At 63.3% G+C, this 21,187-nt stretch carries 20 protein-coding genes; 18 read left to right on the top strand and 2 right to left on the bottom strand.

Features of this window, described 5'->3' with window-relative positions; all coding sequences use genetic code 11:
* Window positions 1–5: 5 nt before the first annotated feature.
* A complete protein-coding gene (locus HMPREF3176_RS06130) occupies window positions 6–1,502 on the bottom strand; it encodes a L,D-transpeptidase family protein (RefSeq protein ID WP_070458942.1) in 1,497 nt (498 codons plus the stop codon).
* A 186-nt stretch (window positions 1,503–1,688) separates the two neighbouring features.
* Between HMPREF3176_RS06130 and HMPREF3176_RS06125 the strand changes: the two genes are divergently transcribed.
* The 3 genes from HMPREF3176_RS06125 to HMPREF3176_RS06115 all read left to right on the top strand — a co-directional run bounded on the left by HMPREF3176_RS06125 (window position 1,689) and on the right by HMPREF3176_RS06115 (window position 5,498).
* Complete coding sequence (locus HMPREF3176_RS06125) at window positions 1,689–2,696, top strand: bifunctional riboflavin kinase/FAD synthetase (RefSeq protein ID WP_246826684.1); 1,008 nt, start codon at window positions 1,689–1,691, stop codon at window positions 2,694–2,696.
* Window positions 2,697–2,799: 103 nt separating this feature from the next.
* Window positions 2,800–3,069 carry a 30S ribosomal protein S15 gene (gene rpsO, locus HMPREF3176_RS06120; protein WP_016663029.1) on the top strand — a complete coding sequence of 90 codons (270 nt, stop codon included), beginning with the start codon at window positions 2,800–2,802 and terminating at the stop codon, window positions 3,067–3,069.
* A 191-nt stretch (window positions 3,070–3,260) separates the two neighbouring features.
* Window positions 3,261–5,498 (top strand): polyribonucleotide nucleotidyltransferase, encoded by a 2,238-nt coding sequence (locus HMPREF3176_RS06115; RefSeq protein WP_070458940.1) that lies wholly within the window; start codon window positions 3,261–3,263, stop codon window positions 5,496–5,498.
* Window positions 5,499–5,581: 83 nt separating this feature from the next.
* On the opposite strand, the gene HMPREF3176_RS06110 is transcribed toward HMPREF3176_RS06115, so the two are convergent.
* Window positions 5,582–6,187 carry an RDD family protein gene (locus tag HMPREF3176_RS06110; RefSeq protein ID WP_070458938.1) on the bottom strand — a complete coding sequence of 202 codons (606 nt, stop codon included), beginning with the start codon at window positions 6,185–6,187 and terminating at the stop codon, window positions 5,582–5,584.
* 94 nt (window positions 6,188–6,281) lie between these two features.
* On the opposite strand from HMPREF3176_RS06110, the gene HMPREF3176_RS06105 reads away from it, so the two are divergent.
* From HMPREF3176_RS06105 to HMPREF3176_RS06035, 15 genes are all read left to right on the top strand, one after another.
* Window positions 6,282–7,640, top strand: coding sequence for a M16 family metallopeptidase (locus tag HMPREF3176_RS06105; RefSeq protein WP_070458937.1), 1,359 nt, complete (start codon window positions 6,282–6,284; stop codon window positions 7,638–7,640).
* Between the two features lie 31 nt (window positions 7,641–7,671).
* On the top strand, window positions 7,672–8,436 hold the full coding sequence (dapB, locus tag HMPREF3176_RS06100; RefSeq protein ID WP_034370222.1) for a 4-hydroxy-tetrahydrodipicolinate reductase: 765 nt from the start codon (window positions 7,672–7,674) through the stop codon (window positions 8,434–8,436).
* A gap of 55 nt (window positions 8,437–8,491) precedes the next feature.
* Window positions 8,492–9,391: an SGNH/GDSL hydrolase family protein gene (locus tag HMPREF3176_RS06095; RefSeq protein WP_052126680.1), complete on the top strand. Its 900-nt coding sequence runs from the start codon at window positions 8,492–8,494 to the stop codon at window positions 9,389–9,391.
* A complete protein-coding gene (locus tag HMPREF3176_RS06090) occupies window positions 9,388–10,149 on the top strand; it encodes an S-layer homology domain-containing protein (protein ID WP_232049713.1) in 762 nt (253 codons plus the stop codon). Before HMPREF3176_RS06095 ends, HMPREF3176_RS06090 begins: the two co-directional genes overlap by 4 nt.
* A gap of 42 nt (window positions 10,150–10,191) precedes the next feature.
* Window positions 10,192–10,899 (top strand): HAD family hydrolase, encoded by a 708-nt coding sequence (locus HMPREF3176_RS06085; RefSeq protein ID WP_070459204.1) that lies wholly within the window; start codon window positions 10,192–10,194, stop codon window positions 10,897–10,899.
* A gap of 55 nt (window positions 10,900–10,954) precedes the next feature.
* A complete protein-coding gene (thyX, locus tag HMPREF3176_RS06080) occupies window positions 10,955–11,674 on the top strand; it encodes an FAD-dependent thymidylate synthase (protein ID WP_070458935.1) in 720 nt (239 codons plus the stop codon).
* Window positions 11,671–12,588 (top strand): 4-hydroxy-tetrahydrodipicolinate synthase, encoded by a 918-nt coding sequence (gene dapA, locus HMPREF3176_RS06075; protein WP_070458933.1) that lies wholly within the window; start codon window positions 11,671–11,673, stop codon window positions 12,586–12,588. The genes thyX and dapA overlap by 4 nt, the downstream gene beginning before the upstream one ends.
* A gap of 15 nt (window positions 12,589–12,603) precedes the next feature.
* Window positions 12,604–14,295, top strand: a complete 1,692-nt coding sequence (locus HMPREF3176_RS06070; protein ID WP_034370211.1) for a ribonuclease J — start codon at window positions 12,604–12,606, stop codon at window positions 14,293–14,295.
* A 107-nt stretch (window positions 14,296–14,402) separates the two neighbouring features.
* Complete coding sequence (locus HMPREF3176_RS06065; RefSeq protein ID WP_016663018.1) at window positions 14,403–17,294, top strand: FtsK/SpoIIIE family DNA translocase; 2,892 nt, start codon at window positions 14,403–14,405, stop codon at window positions 17,292–17,294.
* A gap of 37 nt (window positions 17,295–17,331) precedes the next feature.
* A complete protein-coding gene (gene pgsA, locus HMPREF3176_RS06060) occupies window positions 17,332–17,925 on the top strand; it encodes a CDP-diacylglycerol--glycerol-3-phosphate 3-phosphatidyltransferase (protein WP_016663017.1) in 594 nt (197 codons plus the stop codon).
* 5 nt (window positions 17,926–17,930) lie between these two features.
* Window positions 17,931–18,431: a CinA family protein gene (locus HMPREF3176_RS06055; RefSeq protein WP_016663016.1), complete on the top strand. Its 501-nt coding sequence runs from the start codon at window positions 17,931–17,933 to the stop codon at window positions 18,429–18,431.
* Between the two features lie 240 nt (window positions 18,432–18,671).
* Window positions 18,672–18,983: a helix-turn-helix domain-containing protein gene (locus HMPREF3176_RS06050; RefSeq protein WP_016663015.1), complete on the top strand. Its 312-nt coding sequence runs from the start codon at window positions 18,672–18,674 to the stop codon at window positions 18,981–18,983.
* Between the two features lie 5 nt (window positions 18,984–18,988).
* Window positions 18,989–19,216, top strand: a complete 228-nt coding sequence (locus tag HMPREF3176_RS06045; RefSeq protein WP_016663014.1) for a DUF3046 domain-containing protein — start codon at window positions 18,989–18,991, stop codon at window positions 19,214–19,216.
* A gap of 219 nt (window positions 19,217–19,435) precedes the next feature.
* Window positions 19,436–20,524 (top strand): recombinase RecA, encoded by a 1,089-nt coding sequence (gene recA, locus HMPREF3176_RS06040; protein WP_070435795.1) that lies wholly within the window; start codon window positions 19,436–19,438, stop codon window positions 20,522–20,524.
* Window positions 20,502–21,182, top strand: coding sequence for a regulatory protein RecX (locus tag HMPREF3176_RS06035; RefSeq protein ID WP_070458931.1), 681 nt, complete (start codon window positions 20,502–20,504; stop codon window positions 21,180–21,182). Before recA ends, HMPREF3176_RS06035 begins: the two co-directional genes overlap by 23 nt.
* The last annotated feature ends 5 nt before the right edge of the window (window positions 21,183–21,187 follow it).

Raw genomic sequence — 21,187 nt, 5'->3', positions numbered from 1 at the left:
CGCTGTCAGCGGTGCGAGACAACCTTCGTTCCGAGGCTTGCCCACTCGAACAGCCACTTGGCGTCCTTCACACGCATGTTCACGCAACCGTGCGAGCCGGAGTAGCCAAAGCTCGAGCGCCACGGTGCCGAGTGGAGTGCGTACCCCTTGTGGAAGAACTGGTTGTACTTGACGCCCTTCGTGCAGTAGTCGTATCGCGGCGTGCAGCCCATGTTCTGCACCTCGGTACGGTGCCAGATCTCGTACTCACCCGTGGGCGTTTCGGTGCCCTTGCCGCCATCCACGACGGAGACGGGGCCCCACACGGCCTTGTCGCCCACGTAGGCGGTCACGGTCTTGTTCGCGAGGTTGATATCGATCCACTTCTCGCCGTTGTGGGCCTCGGCGGGAGCGTAGGAGGGAAGCTCGCTGGGAACCTTTTCCGGGTCCACGGGCGCCTTCTCAACCTTCTTTTCCTTGACCTCGGCCTTCTCGACCTCGGTGATCATGGCGATATCGAGGTTCTCACCCGCGGAGAGCGCGTGGGTCAGCTTCTCGGTGATGTCCTTTTGATTCGTGACCTTGACGCCGTCCTTGCCGGGGGAGACCTCGGTGCGTGAGCCGTCCTCGGCGACTTCGACGATGCCGTCCTTCTTCGTCGTGGCAACCTTGTCGGCGATCTTCCCGACGTACGTGTCGACTTTTTCTTGATCGATGCTGATCTCGAAGTTGTCGCCCTTGTCGTTCGGGGTGATCGACACGAAGCGTAGGCGGTCCGTGCGCTTGACCTCGAAGGTTTTGTTCTCGGGGCCCGTCACGACGAGGGAGCTCTTGAGCATGGTTTCGAGCTTGTCGAGCGTGGCCTCGGCGGTTTCGGTGTTGAGCTGTGGCTCGATGGTCGTGAACTCTTGCGTCACGGTGAAGTCTTTGAGCTCGGGCGCGTGTTTCTTCACGTCCTTGACGAAGTTGGCGGGGTCGACGCCCTTGCCTGCCTTCGATTCAACGACGGAGAACTCCTTGGTCTCGTCGTCCTGGACGATTTGCGCATCGACGGGCTCGACTTCGTTGTCGGGAACGAGGGACTCGGCGTAAGCGCGGGCTTTCTCCTCGTCGACGGTGACAACGGGCGTGATGGAGTGCGTGCCGCTCAGGGCAGCGCTCACAACCGACGGGATGCTCGACTCGCGCGAAAGGGCTTTCTCGACAGTCTTATCGACGTCGATGCGCCCACCGATCTCCTCGAGGGGAACGGTTGTGCGCTCGCCGTTGGCGTCGACGGTGACAGTGACGCCGGTGGTTTCTTTCCGGACGATTGTGCGAATTTGCTCGGCCGTTTTTCCAGCGACATCGACTCCGGCAATCGTGGTGCCGGGCAGGGCCTTGCCCTCGAACTGCTTTGCGTACGCGAACGAGCCGCCGGTCGCGACGAGTGCGACGACGACAGCCAAAGCCGTGAGAACGAGAAGTACTGTTCGACCGTGCTTCTTGGAAGCGGGAGGGTGCGTCACGGGGGTGGTTGACATGCGCTCGATCCTTCACACGTAGAGAGGGGACTACGTTCACTGTAGCGAATGCGCGCGACAGATTTAAGATGCAAGGAAGTATGCGAGGTGTGTCATGAGTGACGTTACCGACCCCGCCCGCGAAGCCTCCTGGCTGTTCATCGGTTAAGGTGACATGTGTTTGATCCCCTCCCACGAAAGCTTGCCGTGAACGAAGTGACCTCCTCGCGCGTGTGGCGCGACCCGCATGAGGTTCCGCGTGAACTCGCTCCGGGCGTGGTGACGATCGGGAACTTTGACGGCGTTCACCGTGGTCACCGCCGCGTCATCGACTCGCTCGTGTCGTACGCGAGCGCTCACGACCTTACGCCGCGCGCCCTCACTTTCCATCCGCATCCCCGCCACGTCATGACCGGTAGCGAAGAGCCGATGCTGATCACTGGGTACGACGATCGAAATGCCCTCGTGTGCGAAGCGGGTGTCGAAGATTTGCTCGATGTCCACTTCACGCTCGAGTTTGCGCAGCTGCGCGCTGAGGAGTTCGTGCGCGAGTACCTTGTTGACCTCCTTCGTGCGCGTGCAGTTGTGCTCGGGAAGGACTCGCGGTTCGGGCGCCGTAACGAAGGTGACTTTCACACGATGGTCGAACTCGGCGAGAAGTACGGCTTCCAGGTCGTGAGTGTCGAGGAGCTCGATGCGGATACCGAGGCGGAATCGGGAGGGCGCGAGCGCATCTCCTCGACTCTCGTTCGGAAGAGTTTGCTTGCGGGTGATACGCCCGGCGCTGCGCGCATGCTCGGCCGGTGGCACTCGGTGTGCGACACGGTACGCCATGGTTTTAAGCGTGGGCGGGAACTGGGATTTCCCACGGCAAACTTCAGTGCCCACCCGAGTGGTGTCGTCCCGATCGACGGGGTGTACGCGGGCTACTTTTCGGTGCTTGACGGCGACCGATTCCTCGAGCGAGTTCCCGCGACCATTTCCGTGGGCACGAACCCGACGTTCGAAGAGGGCCCTGCTTACCGGATCGTGGAGACGTACGTGCACGGCTCGCACGAGTACGAGCTCTACGATCGGCAAGCAAAAGTGGAGTTTGTCGAGCGGCTTAGGCCGACGCTTGCCTTCGATGGCATCGAGGCCCTGGTCGAGCAGATGCACCGCGATGTTGCCGTGACTCGCAGCACTCTTGCCGCCCATGGCGACCCGCGCGCCTAACGCTGCTGCTAGCCTTGAAAGGCCGTGCTTAATCGGCCACGGATTCTAAGTGCTCGGGAGAACAGGCCCCGGTGCGCCGTGCAACAAGGTGATAGGAGAGCCAGTGGCTTACGATTCCTCCGTCAAGCAGGAGATCATTAAGGAATACGGTCTGAGCGAGGGTGACACCGGCTCGCCCGAGGTGCAGATTGCGCTTCTGTCGCATCGCATCAACTACCTCACCGAGCACCTCAAGGATCACAAGCACGATCACCACACCCGTCGTGGTCTGCTTCTCCTCGTTGGTCGCCGCAAGCGCCTTCTGCAGTACCTGCAGTCGGTCGACATTGAGCGTTACCGTTCGCTGATTCAGCGTCTCGGTCTGCGCCGCTGACTTTATTCCGCCGCTCACCCGCCGGGTGGGCGGCGTTTTACCATCCATCGAGTTTTCCTTGCAACAATGATGAGGAGGGGATCGGTCCTCGGCAGTGACGTCTTCCGCGCAGGCGGGATACGCGACTGGCGATGGCCGGCCCCACGGCAAAGAAAACTCTTGTTCACCACAGAAAGAGAGTGACAGTGACCATGGAAGGCCACAACATTCATTCAACGATCGCCACGATCGACAACGGTCCGTACGGCAAGCGCGAGGTGCGCTTTGAAACCGGCCGCCTCGCAAAGCAGGCCGCGGGTGCCGTCGCCGTCTACCTCGACGACGACACGATGGTGTTCAGCGCAACCGCTGTCTCCAATCAGCCGAAGGAGCAGTTCGACTTCTTCCCGCTGACCGTTGACGTCGAAGAGCGCATGTACGCCGCGGGCCGCATCCCCGGCTCCTTCTTCCGCCGCGAGGGCCGCCCGGGCACCGACGCGATCCTCGCAGCCCGCCTGACCGACCGCCCGCTGCGCCCCGCCTTCGTCAAGGGCCTGCGCAACGAGGTCCAGGTTGTTCTCACGGTTATGGCTGTGAACCCTGACGATGCCTATGACGTCGTGGGCATCAACGGCGCCTCGGCATCGACCCAGATCTCGGGCCTGCCGTTCTCGGGCCCCATCGGTGGCGTACGCATCGCGCTCATGCCGAACGCCGAGGGCGGCCAGTGGATCGCCTTCCCGACCTTCAGCCAGCTCGATGAGGCCGTTTTCTCGATGGTTGTCGCGGGCCGAATCGTTGAAGATGACGTCGCGATCATGATGGTTGAGGCCGAGGCGACCGATCACGCCTGGTCGCTCATCAAGGAGCAGGGAGCGGTGGCACCGACCGAAGAGGTCGTCGCCCAGGGCCTCGAAGCTGCCAAGGTTTACATCCGCACGCTGTGCGAGGCGCAGAAGGAGCTCGCCGCGAAGGCCGCCAAGCCCGTTCGCGAGTTCCCGCTCTTCCTCGACTACCAGGACGATGCGTACGATCTCGTCGCCGACGCGGCGACCGATCGCCTCCGTGAGGTCATGAGCATCGCGGGCAAGCAAGAACGCGAAGAAGCCACTGAGACCCTGCTCGCGCAGGTCAAGGAGGAACTCGCCGACAAGCTCGACGAGCGCGAGAAGGAAATTACTGGAGCCTTCCGTGCGCTCACGAAGAAGGTCGTGCGCGAGAAGATCCTTACGGAGGGCGTGCGTATTGACGGCCGCGGCCTTCGCGACATCCGCCAGCTTTCGGCCGAGGTCGAGGTGCTCCCGCGAGTGCACGGTTCGGCTATCTTCGAGCGCGGCGAGACCCAGATTCTTGGCGTCACCACCCTCAACATGCTCAAGATGGAGCAGCAGATCGACGGCCTTTCGCCTGTCGATCACAAGCGCTACATCCACCACTACAACTTCCCGCCCTACTCGACCGGTGAGACGGGCCGCGTGGGCTCGCCCAAACGCCGCGAAATCGGCCACGGCATGCTCGCCGAGCGTGCACTCGTGCCGGTTCTGCCGAGCCGTGAGGAGTTCCCGTACGCGATTCGACAGGTATCCGAGGCACTCGGCTCAAACGGCTCGACCTCGATGGGCTCCGTGTGCGCTTCGACCCTCGCGCTCCTGAATGCCGGTGTGCCCCTCAAGGCGCCCGTTGCCGGTATCGCCATGGGCCTCGTTTCCGACACCGTGAACGGCGAGACGAAGTACGCGGCGCTGACCGACATCCTCGGTGCAGAGGACGCTTTCGGCGACATGGACTTTAAGGTCGCGGGAACCTCAGAGTTCGTGACGGCTATCCAGCTCGACACGAAGCTTGACGGCATCCCCGCTTCCGTTCTCGCAGGCGCTCTGTCGCAGGCTCGCGAAGCCCGCCTGCACATCCTCTCTGTTCTCGAAGAGGCCATCGATCAGCCCGATGAGATGAGCCCGAACGCGCCGCGCGTTCTTGCCGTCACTATCCCGGTGGACAAGATCGGCGCGGTCATCGGCCCGAAGGGGCAGATGATCAACCAGATCCAGGACGACACCGGTGCGGACATCACGATCGAGGACGACGGCACCGTGTACATCGGTGCGACCGACGGCCCCTCGGCTGAGGCTGCGCGTGCGGCCGTCAACGCGATTGCGAACCCGCTCGTTCCCGAGGTCGGCGAACGGTACCTCGGCACGGTTGTGCGTGTCGTCGACTTTGGCGCGTTCATCTCGCTCACCCCGGGCAAGGACGGCCTGCTGCACGTCTCGCAGTTGCGTAAGCTCAACGGCGGCAAGCGCGTGGAGAGTGTCGAGGACGTCGTGAGCGTCGGCCAGAAGATCGAGGTCGAGATTCGCGAGATCGACTCGCGTGGCAAGATCTCGCTCGCGGTGGCGGCTGACGAAGACGACGCTGAGAAGACGGACGAGTCCGAGCAGGGCGCCGAGTAGCCTTTCGCGCTCTCGCGCAAAGCACGACGAGAGTGGGCGGCCAGGAAATCCTGGCCGCCCACTCTATTGCTGGGGAGAGCTTTCTAGCTATTGGCGATGACGACGGTCTTGGCGACTTTGTCGTGCCAGCCCTGGCGGCGGCCCGAGCCGTCGAACAGGGGCGAGAGCCAGCATGCGAGCGAGGCCAAGCTGCCCACGATGGGAATGATGGCCATGAGGCCGGGGAGCGCGAAGCGGAGAGCCGCGTTCACGAGTCGAGGTGTCTCACCTGTCTCGAGGCTCACAACCTTGATCTTCATGGCCATTTTCCCGAGAGTTGCGCCGAAGCGTGCGAGCATGAGGGTTTCGTAGACGAGACCGGCGATCGCGATGAAGAGAATTCCGACCCCGGTAACGATAATGGCCAGCCCGAATCCGGCATCGGAGCCGTCACTCGCCGACGCGATGGCACCGATGATGCCACCGAGGATGACAGCGGCGATGCCACCAGCGAAGCCGGCAATGAGAGCATCGATGATACGGGCAAGAGCACGCTGACCGATGCTCGCGAGAGTGCGGGTACCCTTACCGGGGATCTCTATGCTTCCGGCTCCCGGACCGGATGACTGCTGGCCGAAGCTCTGCTGCCCCTGATGGGGCTGGTTCGCGTGCGGATCCTGCGGCTGGAAACTTGGGGTGGGATTCGACATTCTGCTCCTCGGGGAGACGGACAATCATTGTGCGGCCGCGAGTGACCGCGCCTATAGAGTAATGCACACCACTAGGAGAAGGACCGCTTTTCACATGTCAGTTTCGCTCGAGCTTACGGCAGGCCTCGATCAGGTTTTGCACGAGCAGGAGGGCGCCTTCACGCGCCGCTCAATTCTTCCCGGAGGCGTGCGGCTCCTGACCGAACGTGATCCGGGTGTTCGCTCGGCGAGCGTCGGATTTTGGCTCCCCGTGGGTTCCCGCGATGAAAAGCCCGAGCACGCCGGCTCGACTCACTTTCTCGAGCACCTACTATTTAAAGGAACGCCCACGAGAAGCGCCCTCGACATTGCCCGGGCCTTCGATGAAGTGGGAGGCGAATCGAATGCCGTGACCGCGAAGGAGCACACGTGCTATTACGCTCGGGTGCGCTCGGTCGACTTGCCCATGGCCCTTGCGACCCTTGCGGACATGGTCACGAGCGCCTCGATCACGAGCGAAGCATTCACGACCGAACGCGAGGTCATTCTCGAGGAACTCGCGATGGCGGAGGACGACCCGACTGATGTGGGCCACGAGGCTCTCATCGCCTCCGTGCTCGGCGAGGAAACGGCCCTCGGGCGGCCCGTAGGGGGAACGCCCGCGACGATCAACGCCGTCACGGTCGAGGCGGTGCGGGAGCACTACCGCGCCCATTATTTGAGTACCAACCTCGTGGTGACAGCGGTCGGAGACGTCGACCACGACGAGGTCGCGACGATGCTTCTCGACAGTCTTGCAAAAGGCGGGTGGAGCCTCAGCGACGGGCAAGCGCCGCGCCCTCGCCGTGCCCAGCAGGGCTTTGCGTACCCGAGCGGCGAGGATGGCACAGATGGACTCGAGGCGCTGCGGCACGGAGCCGTCACGAAGCGTCTTATGCGCGAGACCGAACAGACCCACCTTTTCCTTGGCGGACCGGCGATCCCCGCGTGGGACGAACGGCGGCATTCTCTAAGTGTCGCGATGGCGATCCTCGGTGGTGGGATGAGTTCGAGGCTCTTCCAGGAGGTGCGTGAGAAGCGCGGCCTTGCTTATTCGGTGTACGGGTTTACAGCGGCGTATCGCGATGCCGGTCTTGCGGGGCTGTACGCCGCGTGCCGTCCCATGAATGCGGAAAAGGTCGCGCAGCTTTTGCTCGAGGAGACGCAGAGGCTCGCGACAGACGGGATCGAACGAGAAGAGCTTGCGCGGACGCTCGGGCACATCTCGGGGTCGATGGCGCTCAGCCTCGAGGACACGCAGTCGCGCATGGCGCGGCTCGCAACGGCTGAGCTCGTTCTCGGTTCGTATCGAACGGTTGATGAAGCTCTCGAAGCCTTCCACGGCGTGACGCGCGAGAGCGTGCGCGAGATCGCCTCCGAGGTTGCTTCGGCGCTGAGAGTGCGCGTCGACGTCGGCCGTACCGGCGCCGCCTGACATACTTGATTCCGAATACACACACGAGGGGATGGTTATGAGCATTCGCGTTGGAGTCATTGGTTCAGCCGGGCGTATGGGAAGCGAGGTTGTCCGCGCTCTCGAGGCGGCCTCCGATCTCGACTTCGTGCGGGGAATCACGGCCGAGGACTCCCTCGAGCAGCTTCTCGACGACGATGGCGCGCCGCTCGTGGACGTGGCCGTCGACTTCACCCTTCCGAGCGTGACGAAAGCGAACGTGCTGTGGCTTATCGAGCACGGTATCCACGCGGTCGTGGGGGCGACCGGTTGGGATGATGCGGCGCTCGCCGACGTTCGCGCAGCCCTCGACGACACCCCCGAGACCGGGGTTCTCATTGCCCCGAACTTCGCGATCGGGGCGGTGCTCGCGATGAGCTTCGCGCGCACCGCCGCGCGGTTTTATGAGAGCGCAGAGGTGGTCGAACTTCACCATCCCGAAAAACTCGATGCGCCGTCCGGAACCGCGCTGCATACGGCCCGCGCGATCGCTGACGGCCGCGCACAGGCGAGCCTCGGGCCCGTCCCGGATGCGACCGAGCGCGACCCCCACGGCGCGCGAGGAGCCGACATCGACGGCGTTCACGTGCACGCCGTGCGTCTGCGCGGACTCGTGGCGCACGAGGAAATTCTCTTCGGCAACCCGGGAGAACAGCTCACTATCCGTCACGACTCATTCGATCGCGTGAGCTTCATGCCCGGGGTTCTCCACGGCGTGCGCGAGGTGGCCTCTCATCCCGGTCTCACGGTGGGGCTAGAGAACTACCTCTCGCTGTAAGCTAAGTGGCGTCGGAACTGATCGCCCACCTCTCGCACGCACCCGAGGAGGCTCTATGCCCGAGAACCCGCCCTCGCACGCCCTCGCGCGTGCCTTTGCGGCACTCGCGCCCGAACGGCCTCTTGCACTGTGGGGTTCGAGTTCGATGGAAGGCGGTCTCGGTGCCGAGCACACGCCTCGACCGGTATACGTCCACGAGGAAGTTGCGAATGCAATGAACCCCGTCCCGGTCACGAACCTCGCGTACGGGGCACAGTTTTCGGGGCACACGACGATTCTTCGTGGACTCGACACGCCCATGGTGCATATCCCCGAGGGGTACACGGGTGGGCGAGTGAATGTGCGCGTGGACACGGATGTTCCCGGCATGTGGTCGTTCACGTGTCACGGGGAGCTGTCGAGCGGGGCGAGCGGCACGCTTACGGGAACGCCGGAAAACCAATGGTTCTTCGAGTCCGACGGCGGACCTGCGACATCGGGTGTCTTCACATCGTCGTGGAAAGCCACCACCGAGAATTGGCGGCACGTGATCTGGACGGGGAAGAACAACATCGTGCAGCGTGAGCAGGTGCTGAGCGACGTCGAGAGGCTCGTCGCATCCGCGCGTGACCCGAAGACGGATGCCATCGTTCTCGGGCAGTGGGTCACGAAAAACGATCTCGATGCTCCCGAGAAAATTAGGGCCATTCACGCGGTCAACGCCGCCCAACGCGAGGTTTACGGGCACCGCTTCGTGGATGTGCAAGCCCTCCTGACGAGCGAGGAGGCGCTGCGCGCCGAACCAATCGCGTCGCTTGATTTGCACTCGCGAGCAGAAACACGTTCCGAACTCGAGAAGGGGATCGTACCGACCCCGCTCAGGGGTAGCGACGGTATCCATTTGAGCGGTTGGGGCAATCTCCTCGTCTCGTGGGTTCTCATCGAGAAAATGAAGGAGCTCGCGTGGATGGCATGAGGGCGGTGAATTCGGAAGCGGCAGGCCTCGTGACGACGCGGCGGGCGTTGCTGGCCTCGCTCTTGGGGATAGCCGGGATCGCCGCGCTCAAGCTACGGCCCGCGACCGCGACGAAGCCGGGCATGCAGGTCGTTGCTGATCCCGCGGAGCGCTACGCCGACGCGATCGAGTGGCTCGTGAAACACGATCTGTTCGATCCAGCCCGCGAGGGAACGTTTCTTCCGAGCGCCGATGTGACGCGTGAGGACGCCGCGATCATGCTGTACCGTCTCGCTGGTGCCCCCGAGCGTGACGGTCTCGACCTCGAACCGTATCGCGACATTGAGAAGACGGCTCGCAGCTATCGCGAAATCATGTGGATGCGCGGCCAAGCGGTATTCTTCGGCGAGTACGACGCGACCTTTCAGCCGACGCAGCCCGTGACGCGAGCGGAGGGGTGTTCGTTCCTCGCGCGGCTGCTTCGTGGCGTACTTGCGGCGCACCTCGCGGCGGGAGGCTCCGCTGTTGCGCCCGAGATCGCGAGCTTTCGCGACGTCTCCAAGGAGCACCCGCGCTTTGCGGATATCGAGTGGGCCCGTGCAGTGGGACTGCTCGGGCGCGACCTCACGGTCGATGAAGCCGAGAGCTCGGGCGAGCGACAGGCCGACGCTTCCACCCCTCTCGTGGATGCCGAACTTCGGCCAGACGCTACTCTCGTGAGGGGCGAGTTCGCGCGGTTGCTTCAACGCGCGAACGCCCTATTCGACGACGCCCACTAGACGGGCGCCCCAACCTCGACTAAGGAGTGACACGTGGCAGACATGGCGGCGACGCTCGACGGGTGCGCGAAGGGAACAGCTCTCGCGCGTGCGAAGGCGATCCTTCTCGATTCCGATGGGACCCTCGTCGACTCAACTCGAAGTGTCGAGGCGAGCTGGGATACCCTCCTCGGTGACGAGGGTGCGGGGCGGTTTGAAAAGCACTATCACGGGCAACCGGCCAGGCGAGTATTGCGCCTCGCGATGCCCGACATCAGCGAGGAGAGGCTCGAGGAGCTTTTCACCAAAGTCGAAGGATACGAAATTGCGAGCGCGGGCGATGTCGAGGCATTCGACGGGACCGCGCGTTTCCTCGGCGAACTCGAAGAGGCAAAGGCTGCGCTTTCGCGCGAATGCTGGGCGATAGCGACGAGCTGCACGCTTCCACTCTTCGAGGCGCGCTACCGGCCCCTTGGGCTCCCGTACCCCACGACCCTCGTGACCGCCGATCAGGTCACGCATGGCAAGCCGGATCCCGAGCCCTACCTCCTCGCGGCACAGAGACTCGGGGTCGATGCGGCGGAGTGCATCGTCGTCGAAGATGCGCCGGGCGGCCTCGCCTCAGCTCGTGCTGCGGGGGCGTTCGTCGTGAGTGTTCTCAACAGTGCGAGTGCGGAGACCGTCGGCCCCCTTGCCGATCTCGTGATTCCTTCGCTCGCGGATGTCTCGATCGAGACCTGCGAAGGGGAGCTCGTGCTTCGTGCGCGGTGAGCGCCACGCGGCGATTTTCGGTTTTTGAACTGCTTGGTCAACTAGGGTGATACATATGAGCGAAATAGTGTTCCGATCCGACGTCACGGTCGACCTTGTGAGGTCACAGGCTTCCGATTCCGATGTCATCTTTGCCGCGCGGGTCTCGACCCAGGGGGAAAAGTCCAAGAGCATCGTGGGCACTGATGCCTCCGATCGCGACAAGGGCCTCATCAACTACCTCATGCGCGACCGCCATGGCTCGCCGTTCGAGCACAACAGCTTCACGTTTTACGTCGAAGCGCCGATCTTCGTGTTCCGCGAGTTCATGCGCCACCGGATCGCGTCCTATAACGAGGAATCAGGCCGCTACCGCCAGATGCGCCCGATTTTCTACGTGCCCGGGCCCGAGCGCAAGCTCGTCCAGAAGGGCAAACCCGGCGCCTATGACTTTTACGAGGGCAGCCCCGAGCAGCACGAGATCGTGACGAAGGCGTACAAGGCGCAGTGCGAGAGCGCGTATGCCGCTTATCTCGAGATGCTCGAGGCCGGCGTTGCACGCGAGGTCGCACGCGGTGTTCTGCCCCTCACGCTGTTCAGTTCGATGTACGTGACCGTCAATGCCCGCAGCATGATGAACTTCCTGTCGCTGCGCACCAAGCGTGAAGGCTCGCACTTCCCGTCGTTCCCGCAGCGCGAGATCGAGATGGTCGCCGAAAAGATCGAAGAGTTCTTCGCCGAGGCGATGCCCCTCACCTACGAGGCGTTCAACGCGGGCGGCCGGGTGGCGCCGTGAGTCAAGAAGCACCGGTATTTGGACGTCTCGGCGTCGCTATCGTCACGCCCTTCACTGAGGATCTCGAGAAGGTCGATCACGAGGCTCTCGCCGGCCTCGCGCGCCATCTCGTCGACGAAGGCCACGATCTCATCGTCGCGAACGGCACGACGGGCGAATCGCCCACGACGAGCGATGAGGAAAAGCTCGCGATTCTCGCGACCGTGCGCGAGGCAATTGGCGCGGATGTCACCCTCCTCGCGGGGGCGGGCACGAACGATACGCGTCACTCGGTCGCGCTTGCACGCGCGATCGAAGAGGGCGGCAATGCCGACGGCCTCCTGCTCGCAACCCCGTACTACTCCAAGCCCACGCAGCGCGGCCTGATCGCGCACACGCTCGAGATCGTCAACGCCGTCGACCTGCCGGCGATGCTCTACGACATTCCCGGTCGCTCAGGCATCCCTATCGAATACGAGAGCGCCGTCGAACTGTCCCAACACCCGAACGTCGTTGCCCTCAAGGAAGCCAAGGGGGACATGCACGAGGCCTCGAAGCTCATCCGTGACACGGGCCTCGATATCTACTCCGGTGAAGACGCTCTCAACCTTCCGTGGCTCGCGATCGGCGCGGTTGGTACGGTTTCGGTCACGAGTCACCTTACCGGCAGGCTCGACCGTCTCATGTTCGACGCCCTCGAACAGTGCGACCTCGCGCTCGCGCGAAGGCTCCACGCTTCGCGCATCGACTTTGTTGACGCGATCATGAACCAGGGCCCAGGAACGATGGCGATCAAAGAAGCCCTCACACACCTCGGCGTGCTTCCGCACGCTGGCTGCCGCGCCCCGCTCGGAACGGTCGAGCCGGAGGTCGCGGCGCGCATCCACGCCGCCGTAGACGCCTACCAGAGCGTCCTCGCGCAGCACACCAGCTGAAGAATTTAGGACACTGTGACTACACCCTTTTCCACGACACTCGGGACCCCGCCTCAACTGAAGAACAAGACTCTACGTGTGACCCCGCTCGGCGGTCTCGGCGAAGTCGGCCGAAACATGACCGTTTTCGAGTATGAGGGCCGACTTCTCATCGTCGATTGCGGCGTTCTCTTCCCCGAAGAAGCCCAGCCGGGCGTCGACCTTATCCTCCCGGACTTCCGCTCGATCGAGGATCGCCTTGATGACGTTGCCGCGATCGTGCTCACGCACGGCCACGAAGACCACATCGGTGCAGTTCCCTACCTTCTGCGCCTCAAGCCGGACATCCCGCTCGTCGGTAGCCAGCTGACCCTCGCCTTTGTCGAGGCGAAGCTCCGTGAGCATCGACTCAAGCCGTACACGCTTGCCGTGAAGGAGGGGGATGTCGAGAAGTTTGGCGCGTTCGAGTGCGAATTCGTCGCCGTGAATCACTCGATTCCCGATGCGCTCGCGGTCGCGATCCGTACCGAGGCTGGCACGGTGCTGCACACGGGCGACTTCAAAATGGACCAGCTTCCGCTCGATGGTCGCCTGACGGACCTGCGTGCCTTCGCACGCCTTGGCGAAGAGGGCGTGGATCTCTTCCTCGTCGACTCGACAAACGCCGAGGTCCCGGGCTTCACGGTCAAGGAACGCGAGATCGGCCCCGTTCTCGACAACCTCTTTGCGCGTGCACAGCAGAAGATTGTCGTCGCAAGCTTTTCGAGCCACGTCCATCGCGTTCAGCAGGTGCTCGACTCGGCGCACGCGCACGGCCGCAAGGTGGCGTTCGTGGGGCGCTCGATGGTGCGCAACATGACCATCGCTGCCGACATGGGCTACCTCAATGTTCCCCCGAACACGCTCGTGGACCTTAAGAAGGCCGATGACATTCCGGATCACAAGATCGTGTACATGTGCACGGGCAGCCAGGGCGAGCCGATGGCCGCGCTCGGGCGTATCGCGAACCGCAACCACCGCGTCGAAGTCGGCGAGGGGGACATCGTGATTCTTGCGTCCTCGCTCATCCCGGGCAATGAGAACGACGTGTTTCGCGTGATGAATGGCCTCATGGAACTCGGGGCCGAGGTCGTGCACCAGGCGAACGCGCGCGTGCACGTCTCGGGGCACGCGAGCGAGGGCGAGTTGCTGTACTGCTACAACATTCTGCGCCCGAAGAACGTGATGCCCGTGCACGGCGAGGTGCGCCACCTCATCGCGAACGGGAAGATCGCGCAGTCCTCAGGTATCCCTCGCGAGAACATCGTGCTCGCGAAGGACGGCACGGTCGTCGACCTCAAAGACGGCGTCGCACGCGTCGCCGGCGAGGTCGAAGTTGGCTACGTGTATGTGGACGGTTCGAGTGTGGGCGAGGTAAGCGAGGCCGATCTCAAGGACCGCCGTATCCTCGCGGAAGAGGGCTTCATTTCCCTGTTCGCCGTGGTCAATAGTGAAACCGGCGAGCTCATTGCCGGGCCAGAGATCCACTCGCGAGGCATCGCCGAGGATGACGAGGTGTTTGAGCGCATCAAGCCCGACGTCATCAAGGCGCTGCACAAGGCGATCGAGGACGAGAAGGGGCACGACACGTATCAGCTTCAGCAGGCGATGCGCCGCGTGGTGGGGCGTTTCCTCTCTCAGCGCCTTCGCCGCCGCCCGATGATCATCCCGGTTGTCGTCGAGGCTTAGCGACGCGGATTTTTGCAGATGCCGCTGCGAGGTCAGCCCCCTGTGTGATTCACACGCCGGGGCTGACCTCGTGACGTTCGTACCCTTAGGCGGGTAGATTGTGGAGTATGGCGACACGTACGACTTCCCCCGCACGTGCGTCGAAAGGAACCTCCCGAGGCTCGTCCTCGGGCTCGTCGCGCACGAAAGGTGCGCCCACGGATCCCTCGACGCTTCCCCTCCCGGTGCGCGCTTTGCGCGTCGGGTACCTCGGCGTTGCCCGCGCGGTTGGCGGCTTCGTTCGCGGCATCGGCATTCAGCGCTGGGAGGTCGCCTACGAAGAGCGGCGCGATGGCTTCGCTCTTTTCTTGAGCATTCTCGCGCTCATTCTCATCGTTCCCGAATGGTTCCAGGTGCGCGAATGGGGCTTTGGCGCGATTCATACGGTCGCTGCGAGCTCGTTCGGCGTGATCGCCGTGCTGCTTCCCCTCCTTCTAGGGCTGTGGTCGCTTCGGATGTTCCGCAGGCCCGATCTCGTTCACGCGAACGGACGCCTTTTCGCGGGACTACTCATGCTTGTGTGTGCGCTCTGTACGGTCGCATCCGTGAGCGCGCGTATTCCCACGCCGTCCAATGGTGTTGACGCCCTCGCGCGCGGTGGCGGCGTGTGCGGCTATCTCGTCGCGGCGCCCCTCGCGAATGTCCTGCCTGACTGGGTGATCGTCACTCTCGGAGTCGTCCTCGCCCTGTTCTCCGTTCTCGTGCTCACTGCTACGCCGCTCGGCCAAGTAGGGTCGCGTCTCGCGGGGGTCTACGGGGCTCTCGTGGGCAGGGGAGAGCGTGAAGAAGCGGAGCGCGAGGCCTTCGGCTTGGGCCGACGCCAGCAGGCTCTCCACGCTGCCGAGGGCAACGCCGAGGGCAGCCCAACGAAGACTCGGCGCATGAGCGATCTGTTCCGCCGCAAAAATCGCCGGTCGTCAAGCGACACCGAGAACCTCGAGGCCGGCGTCGATCACGAAGCCTTCGGCTACGAAGGCGATGGCGCGTATCGCCAGGGCGCCGAGAGTGAGCAGGCCGAGACGACGACGCTTCCGCGCTCGCAGAAGAAACCGCTCGTGAAAAAGGCAGATGCCGCCAGTGCACTCGCATCCGGCGCGAAAAGCTCTGACCCCTACGATTACCTCGAAGCGGAAAACAGCAGGAAGAAGGAGTTTCCGACGGCTGCCAGCCAAACGTCGGACCTGGAAAACGCCCCCACCGTGCCGGTGCCGAGCGTGAGCGCTGCGGAGCAGACCCGCGAGCTGACCCCGCCCAAGGGCGAAGGTGTCAAGGGGCCGCACGTGCAGCCCGAACTCCAGGTTGAGACCGCCTACCCGCTCCCGAGCCCCGACATGCTCGTGGCCGGCCCGCCCGCGAAAGCTCGCTCCGAAGCGAACGATCGCGTTGTCGCGGCACTCGGCGAAGTGTTCGAGCAGTTTGGCGTGAACGCCGAGGTCGTGGGCTTTTCCCGCGGCCCGACCGTGACGCGCTACGAGGTTGAGCTCGGCCCCGGCACGAAGGTCGAGAAGGTCACGGCGCTGTCCAACAACATCGCGTACGCGGTCGCGAGCGCCGATGTGCGCATCATTTCGCCGATCCCCGGCAAGAAGGCGATCGGTATCGAGATTCCGAACGCGGACCGCGAAACTGTTGCGCTCGGGGATGTTCTTCGTAGTGGTGTCGCGACCGCCAACGAACACCCCATGGTGATGGGGCTCGGGAAGGATGTCGAAGGCGGATTCGTGATTGCGAATCTCGCGAAGATGCCCCACTTGCTTGTTGCGGGCGCGACCGGCGCCGGTAAGTCGAGCTTTGTGAACTCGATGATCACCTCAATCCTCATGCGTGCAACGCCGGAGGAAGTGCGCATGGTGCTCGTTGATCCAAAGCGCGTTGAGCTGACGATCTACGAGGGGATCCCGCATCTCATTACCCCCATCATCACGAACCCCAAGAAGGCTGCGGAGGCGCTCGAGTGGGTTGTGAAGGAGATGGACCACCGCTACGACGATCTCGCCGAGTACGGCTTCAAGCACATCGACGACTTCAATAAGGCCGTGCGCGCGGGCCAGGTGAGCCCCCCGCCGGGAAGTGAGCGAGTGCTCGCGCCCTACCCGTACCTCCTCGTGGTCGTTGACGAGCTTGCCGACCTCATGATGGTCGCCCCGCGAGACGTCGAGGCATCGATCCAGCGCATCACCCAGCTTGCGCGCGCTGCCGGCATTCATCTCGTGCTCGCAACCCAGCGACCCTCCGTCGACGTCGTCACGGGCATCATCAAAGCGAATGTTCCCTCCCGCCTCGCGTTCGCGACGAGCTCCCTCCAGGATTCGCGCGTCATCCTCGATACTCCCGGCGCGGAGAAGCTCATCGGCCAGGGCGACGCGCTTTTTCACCCCATGGGCAAGGCGAAGGCTATGCGTGTGCAGGGCTCGTGGGTCAACGAGTCCGAGATTCACGCAGTCGTCGACTACGTGAAGGGGCAGGCGAAGCCGCAGTACCGCGAGGACGTGCAGCAGGTCGCCAAGAAGAAACAGATCGACGATGACATCGGCGGCGATCTCGACGTGCTGCTTCAGGCGGCCGAACTCGTCGTCACCACGCAGTTCGGCTCCACCTCGATGCTTCAGCGCAAGCTCCGCGTGGGCTTCGCCAAGGCGGGGCGCCTCATGGACCTTCTCGAGTCACGCGAGATCGTCGGGCCGAGCGAGGGCTCGAAAGCTCGCGATGTGCTCGTGCGTCCCGAGGATCTCCCGCGCGCGATCGCGCGTATCAAGGGAGAGGACACGGACCTGTATGAGGACTCGCAGGACGCTTCCCACGCAGGTTCCGGTTCCGGGGCGGGGGAGTCCGACGCCTCCTCGGCCCAAGATCGCTACTCGGATGATCCGTTGGACCACTCCTCGCGTGAGGTGAGTCCCGAGTATTACGACAACGACGATGCCGACGGCGAAGACGCCTGGCAGCTCACGGGCCGCTAACGCGCGAAAGACGCCGCTAAAGAGAAGGGAAACACCCATGAGCGCTTCCGATACCCCGCGCGTTCCGCTGTGGAATATCGCGAACGTCCTCACCATGACGCGCATGGTCATGGTGCCTATCTTCGTGGTCGTAGCCGCGCTCTACCACGAGGACATCGCCATGAGGTGGGTCATTGCCGGGATCTTCGTGCTCGCAATGGTCACGGACTTCGTCGACGGCTACCTCGCGCGCTCTCGGAACCTCATTACCGATTTTGGCAAGATCATGGACCCGATTGCCGACAAGGCGATGACGGGCGCCGCGCTCATCATGCTTTCGGTGTGGCAGTACGTGCCGTGGTGGATCACAGTGCTCATCCTCGTGCGCGAGATCGGTATTACGGTCATGCGCTTCACGATCTTGAAGTATGGCGCGCTTCCCGCAAACTTCAGCGGCAAGGCGAAGACGATGATGCAGTCGATCGGGATCACCTTCTGCCTCATGCCCTTTGAGCTGATGTGGCCTCCCGCGTGGTGGATCGGCATCACGCTTATCGCCATCGCCCTTGTGCTCACGCTCTGGTCGGGGCTTCGCAATGTCAACGACGGGCTGCGCCTGCGCCGCGAGGCACTCGCGCAGAAAGCGGCTTAACGAGAATGGACGCGCCGCGTGAGCAGCTGGCGTCGGCCCGCGCCCTCCTTGCTATGTGCGAAGAGAGGGGTATGAGCCTCGCGACGGCTGAGTCGCTCACGGGCGGGATGCTCGTCGCGCGCCTCGTGGATGTTCCGGGCGCTAGCAGAGTCGTCCAGGGGGGTGCGTGCACGTACAGTTTCGAAGCGAAGGCGTCTGTTCTGGGGCTAGACCTTGCGGACCTGCAGGCGAAGGGAGCCGTGCGCGCCGAGGTCGCGAGCAGCATGGCTCGGGCCGCGCGCCGCGTGTACGGGGCAGATGTTGCCCTTGCGACGACCGGAGTGGCCGGGCCCGGGAATGACGATTACGGCAACCCGGAGGGGCTCGCCTACATCGCCGTGAGTACGCCAAGTCGCGAATTCGTGCGTGAAGTACGCCTCACGGGCTCGCGACCGGCGATCCGTGCGGGTGTTGTGGACGATGCGATCACCCTCGGCATTGAGGCTCTGACCAGCGCAAATGTGTAACAGGCGCGTTGGGCCGGTGTGGGAAACCTGAAAAGCGAGCGCGTGTGAGGCCGTAGGATGGCGGAACAACGAGGAACCCTCGTGCGTTGAACAGGCGTGAATACGTACAAGAATGCGGGAGCTGGTGCTCCCGGGCAACGAAAATGGGTGACGGCCACGGGGTCGCGCCCGGCGTCCGTGCTGGGCCGCGAGTCGGCAGTACCGCGGCGCGGAACACTGACAAGGAAGGGAGAATCTCGCATGGTGCTCTTCCGCCAGGAACTCGGCGGCGTTTTGCGTGAGGCGCGTCGCCGCCAGGGCAAGACTCTGCGTCAGGTATCGGCCGATGCGCGAGTCTCGCTCGGCTACTTGAGCGAAATCGAGCGCGGCCAAAAGGAAGCCTCGAGTGAACTGCTCGCCTCCGTGACCGAAGCTCTCGGTTACCCCATGTCGGTGATTCTCCGCGAAGTTGCAGATCGCGTGGCACTCGAAGAGGGCATCGTTATTCCCGACACCGTTCCCGCCGAACTTGAGCGGGGCGTCCAGGGCGCCGAATACGCGCTGGCGCGGTAGTCAACGTGAGGCGAAGCGAGTTTCGCGAGCTCGCCGCCTATGTCTTTGGTGCCGAACTCGCGCATACGTACTGTCGTGAATTCGCGCTTGTGACGTGCGGGAACCTAACCCCGAACCAGGCGATTGAGGCGGGCTACCCCGTTAAAGAAGTGTGGCACGCGCTGTGTGATGACATGGATGTGCCTGTGCACATGCGCTGGGAGGTCCCGCCCGAGGCGCGTCCGCGCGCGTGAGCGTGTGGCGGCGAAAGGCGTGACAAGAATCGAACACGCGTGCGCATTAACGTGCAAATCGAACATGTGTTCGTTTACGATGGTGTTGTTCGGCCTCCACGGTGCGTGTGCATCCACACCTGTGCCGGGGTCGGGTTTAAATGTCTCACCCCCGTTTACCGTTGGAAGGGTCAAGCGAGAGTCCACCTCGTAACGGGGTGACAAACGAAAGGAACCGCCATGGCAGCTGCCGCCAAGGATCGCGATAAGTCGCTCGAAAACGCGCTCGCACAGATTGACCGTCAGTTCGGCAAAGGCTCGATTATGCGCCTTGGCGACGACACACGCCCGCCCGTCGAAGTCGTTCCCACGGGGTCGGTCGCACTTGACGTCGCGCTCGGTATCGGTGGTCTTCCCCGCGGTCGCGTTGTCGAGATCTACGGCCCGGAGTCCAGCGGTAAAACCACGGTTGCGCTCCACGCGATTGCAAACGCGCAGCGGGCGGGTGGTATTGCTGCCTTCATCGATGCGGAGCACGCCCTCGATCCGGAATATGCGAAGAAGCTCGGCGTCGATATCGATGCACTTCTCGTGTCGCAGCCTGACACGGGCGAGCAGGCTCTCGAAATTGCCGACATGCTCGTGCGCTCGGGTGCGATCGACGTCCTCGTCGTCGACTCCGTCGCGGCACTCACGCCAAAGGCTGAAATCGAAGGCGAGATGGGCGACTCCCACGTGGGGCTCCAGGCGCGTCTCATGTCGCAAGCGCTTCGCAAGCTTACCGGTGCGCTCTATTCGAGCGGCACCACCGCTATCTTCATTAACCAGCTTCGCGAGAAGATCGGCGTGTTCTTCGGCAGTCCCGAAACCACCACGGGTGGCAAAGCACTCAAGTTCTATGCTTCGGTGCGCATGGACATTCGTCGAATCGAGACCCTCAAGCAGGGTACCGATGCGGTTGGCAACCGTACTCGCGTCAAGATCGTGAAGAACAAGATGGCTCCGCCCTTCAAGCAGGCCGAGTTCGACATCCTGTACGGAGAGGGCATTTCGCGCGAAGGCGGCCTTATCGATCTTGGCGTTGAAAACGGCATCGTGCGCAAGTCCGGTGCGTGGTACACGTACGATGGCGATCAACTCGGCCAGGGCAAGGAAAATGCGCGCCAGTTCCTCAAGGACAATCCGGATCTCGCCGCAGATATTGAACAGAAGATCCTTATGAAGCTCGGTATTGGCCAGTACGCAGATGAGGCCGCTAAGAAGGCCGCTGCCGATGCTCCTGTGGGGGACGGCGAATTCGTAGACGATGACGTCCCCGCGCAAATCTGAGCCTGGTCCCGAAGCTCGGGGTGGGCAAGAGGATTGGCGCGCGGGCGTCGTTGAAGAGCTCGCCGAGCACATCGCCGCCATCGAAGCGGGGGAAGCCGCACCTGGGGAGGGCAGCAACCCGTGTCGAGGTGGAGTATTCCGCGATCACGAAACGGAAGAGGTCGTCGTCAAGGAATGCCGGTATGTGCTCGGCCTGCTCGCCCACCGTCAGCGCAGTGAGGCGGAGATTCGCGCGAGACTCGCGCAGCGCGTGCATGAAGTTGATGTTCTCGAAGAGATCATGCGGCGTCTCGATACCGCTGGACTCATCGATGACGAAGGCTTTGCGCGCGCCTGGGTAGAGCAGCGGCGCGAGAGCAAACTCCTTGGCACAGCCGCTTTGCGTCGAGAACTCGAAAATAAAGGCGTCGGTGCGCCCGATATCGACACCGTTCTCGCTGAGACCGCTCCGTACGACAGCGAAAAGGAGCGCTGCCAGATCCTCGCGAGAGAACGGCTTGCGAAGGAGCTTCGTAAAAGCGGCGGGGCTGAAAACCTTGATCGAGGGGCGGCCCTTCGGCGCATTGGCGGCGCACTCGCGCGCCGAGGCTACTCGGAAAACCTCACGCTCTTCGTGCTCAATCGCGAGCTTGATGCGGCGGGAGTCACCTGGTCCTGACCGTA

It is taken from the genome of Dermabacter sp. HMSC08H10 (assembly GCF_001807585.1).
GTDB classification, from domain to species: Bacteria; Actinomycetota; Actinomycetes; order Actinomycetales; family Dermabacteraceae; genus Dermabacter; species Dermabacter hominis.
The sequence above is the reverse complement of the archived record's forward strand: the minus strand, read 5'-3'. Positions and strand labels throughout refer to the sequence as shown.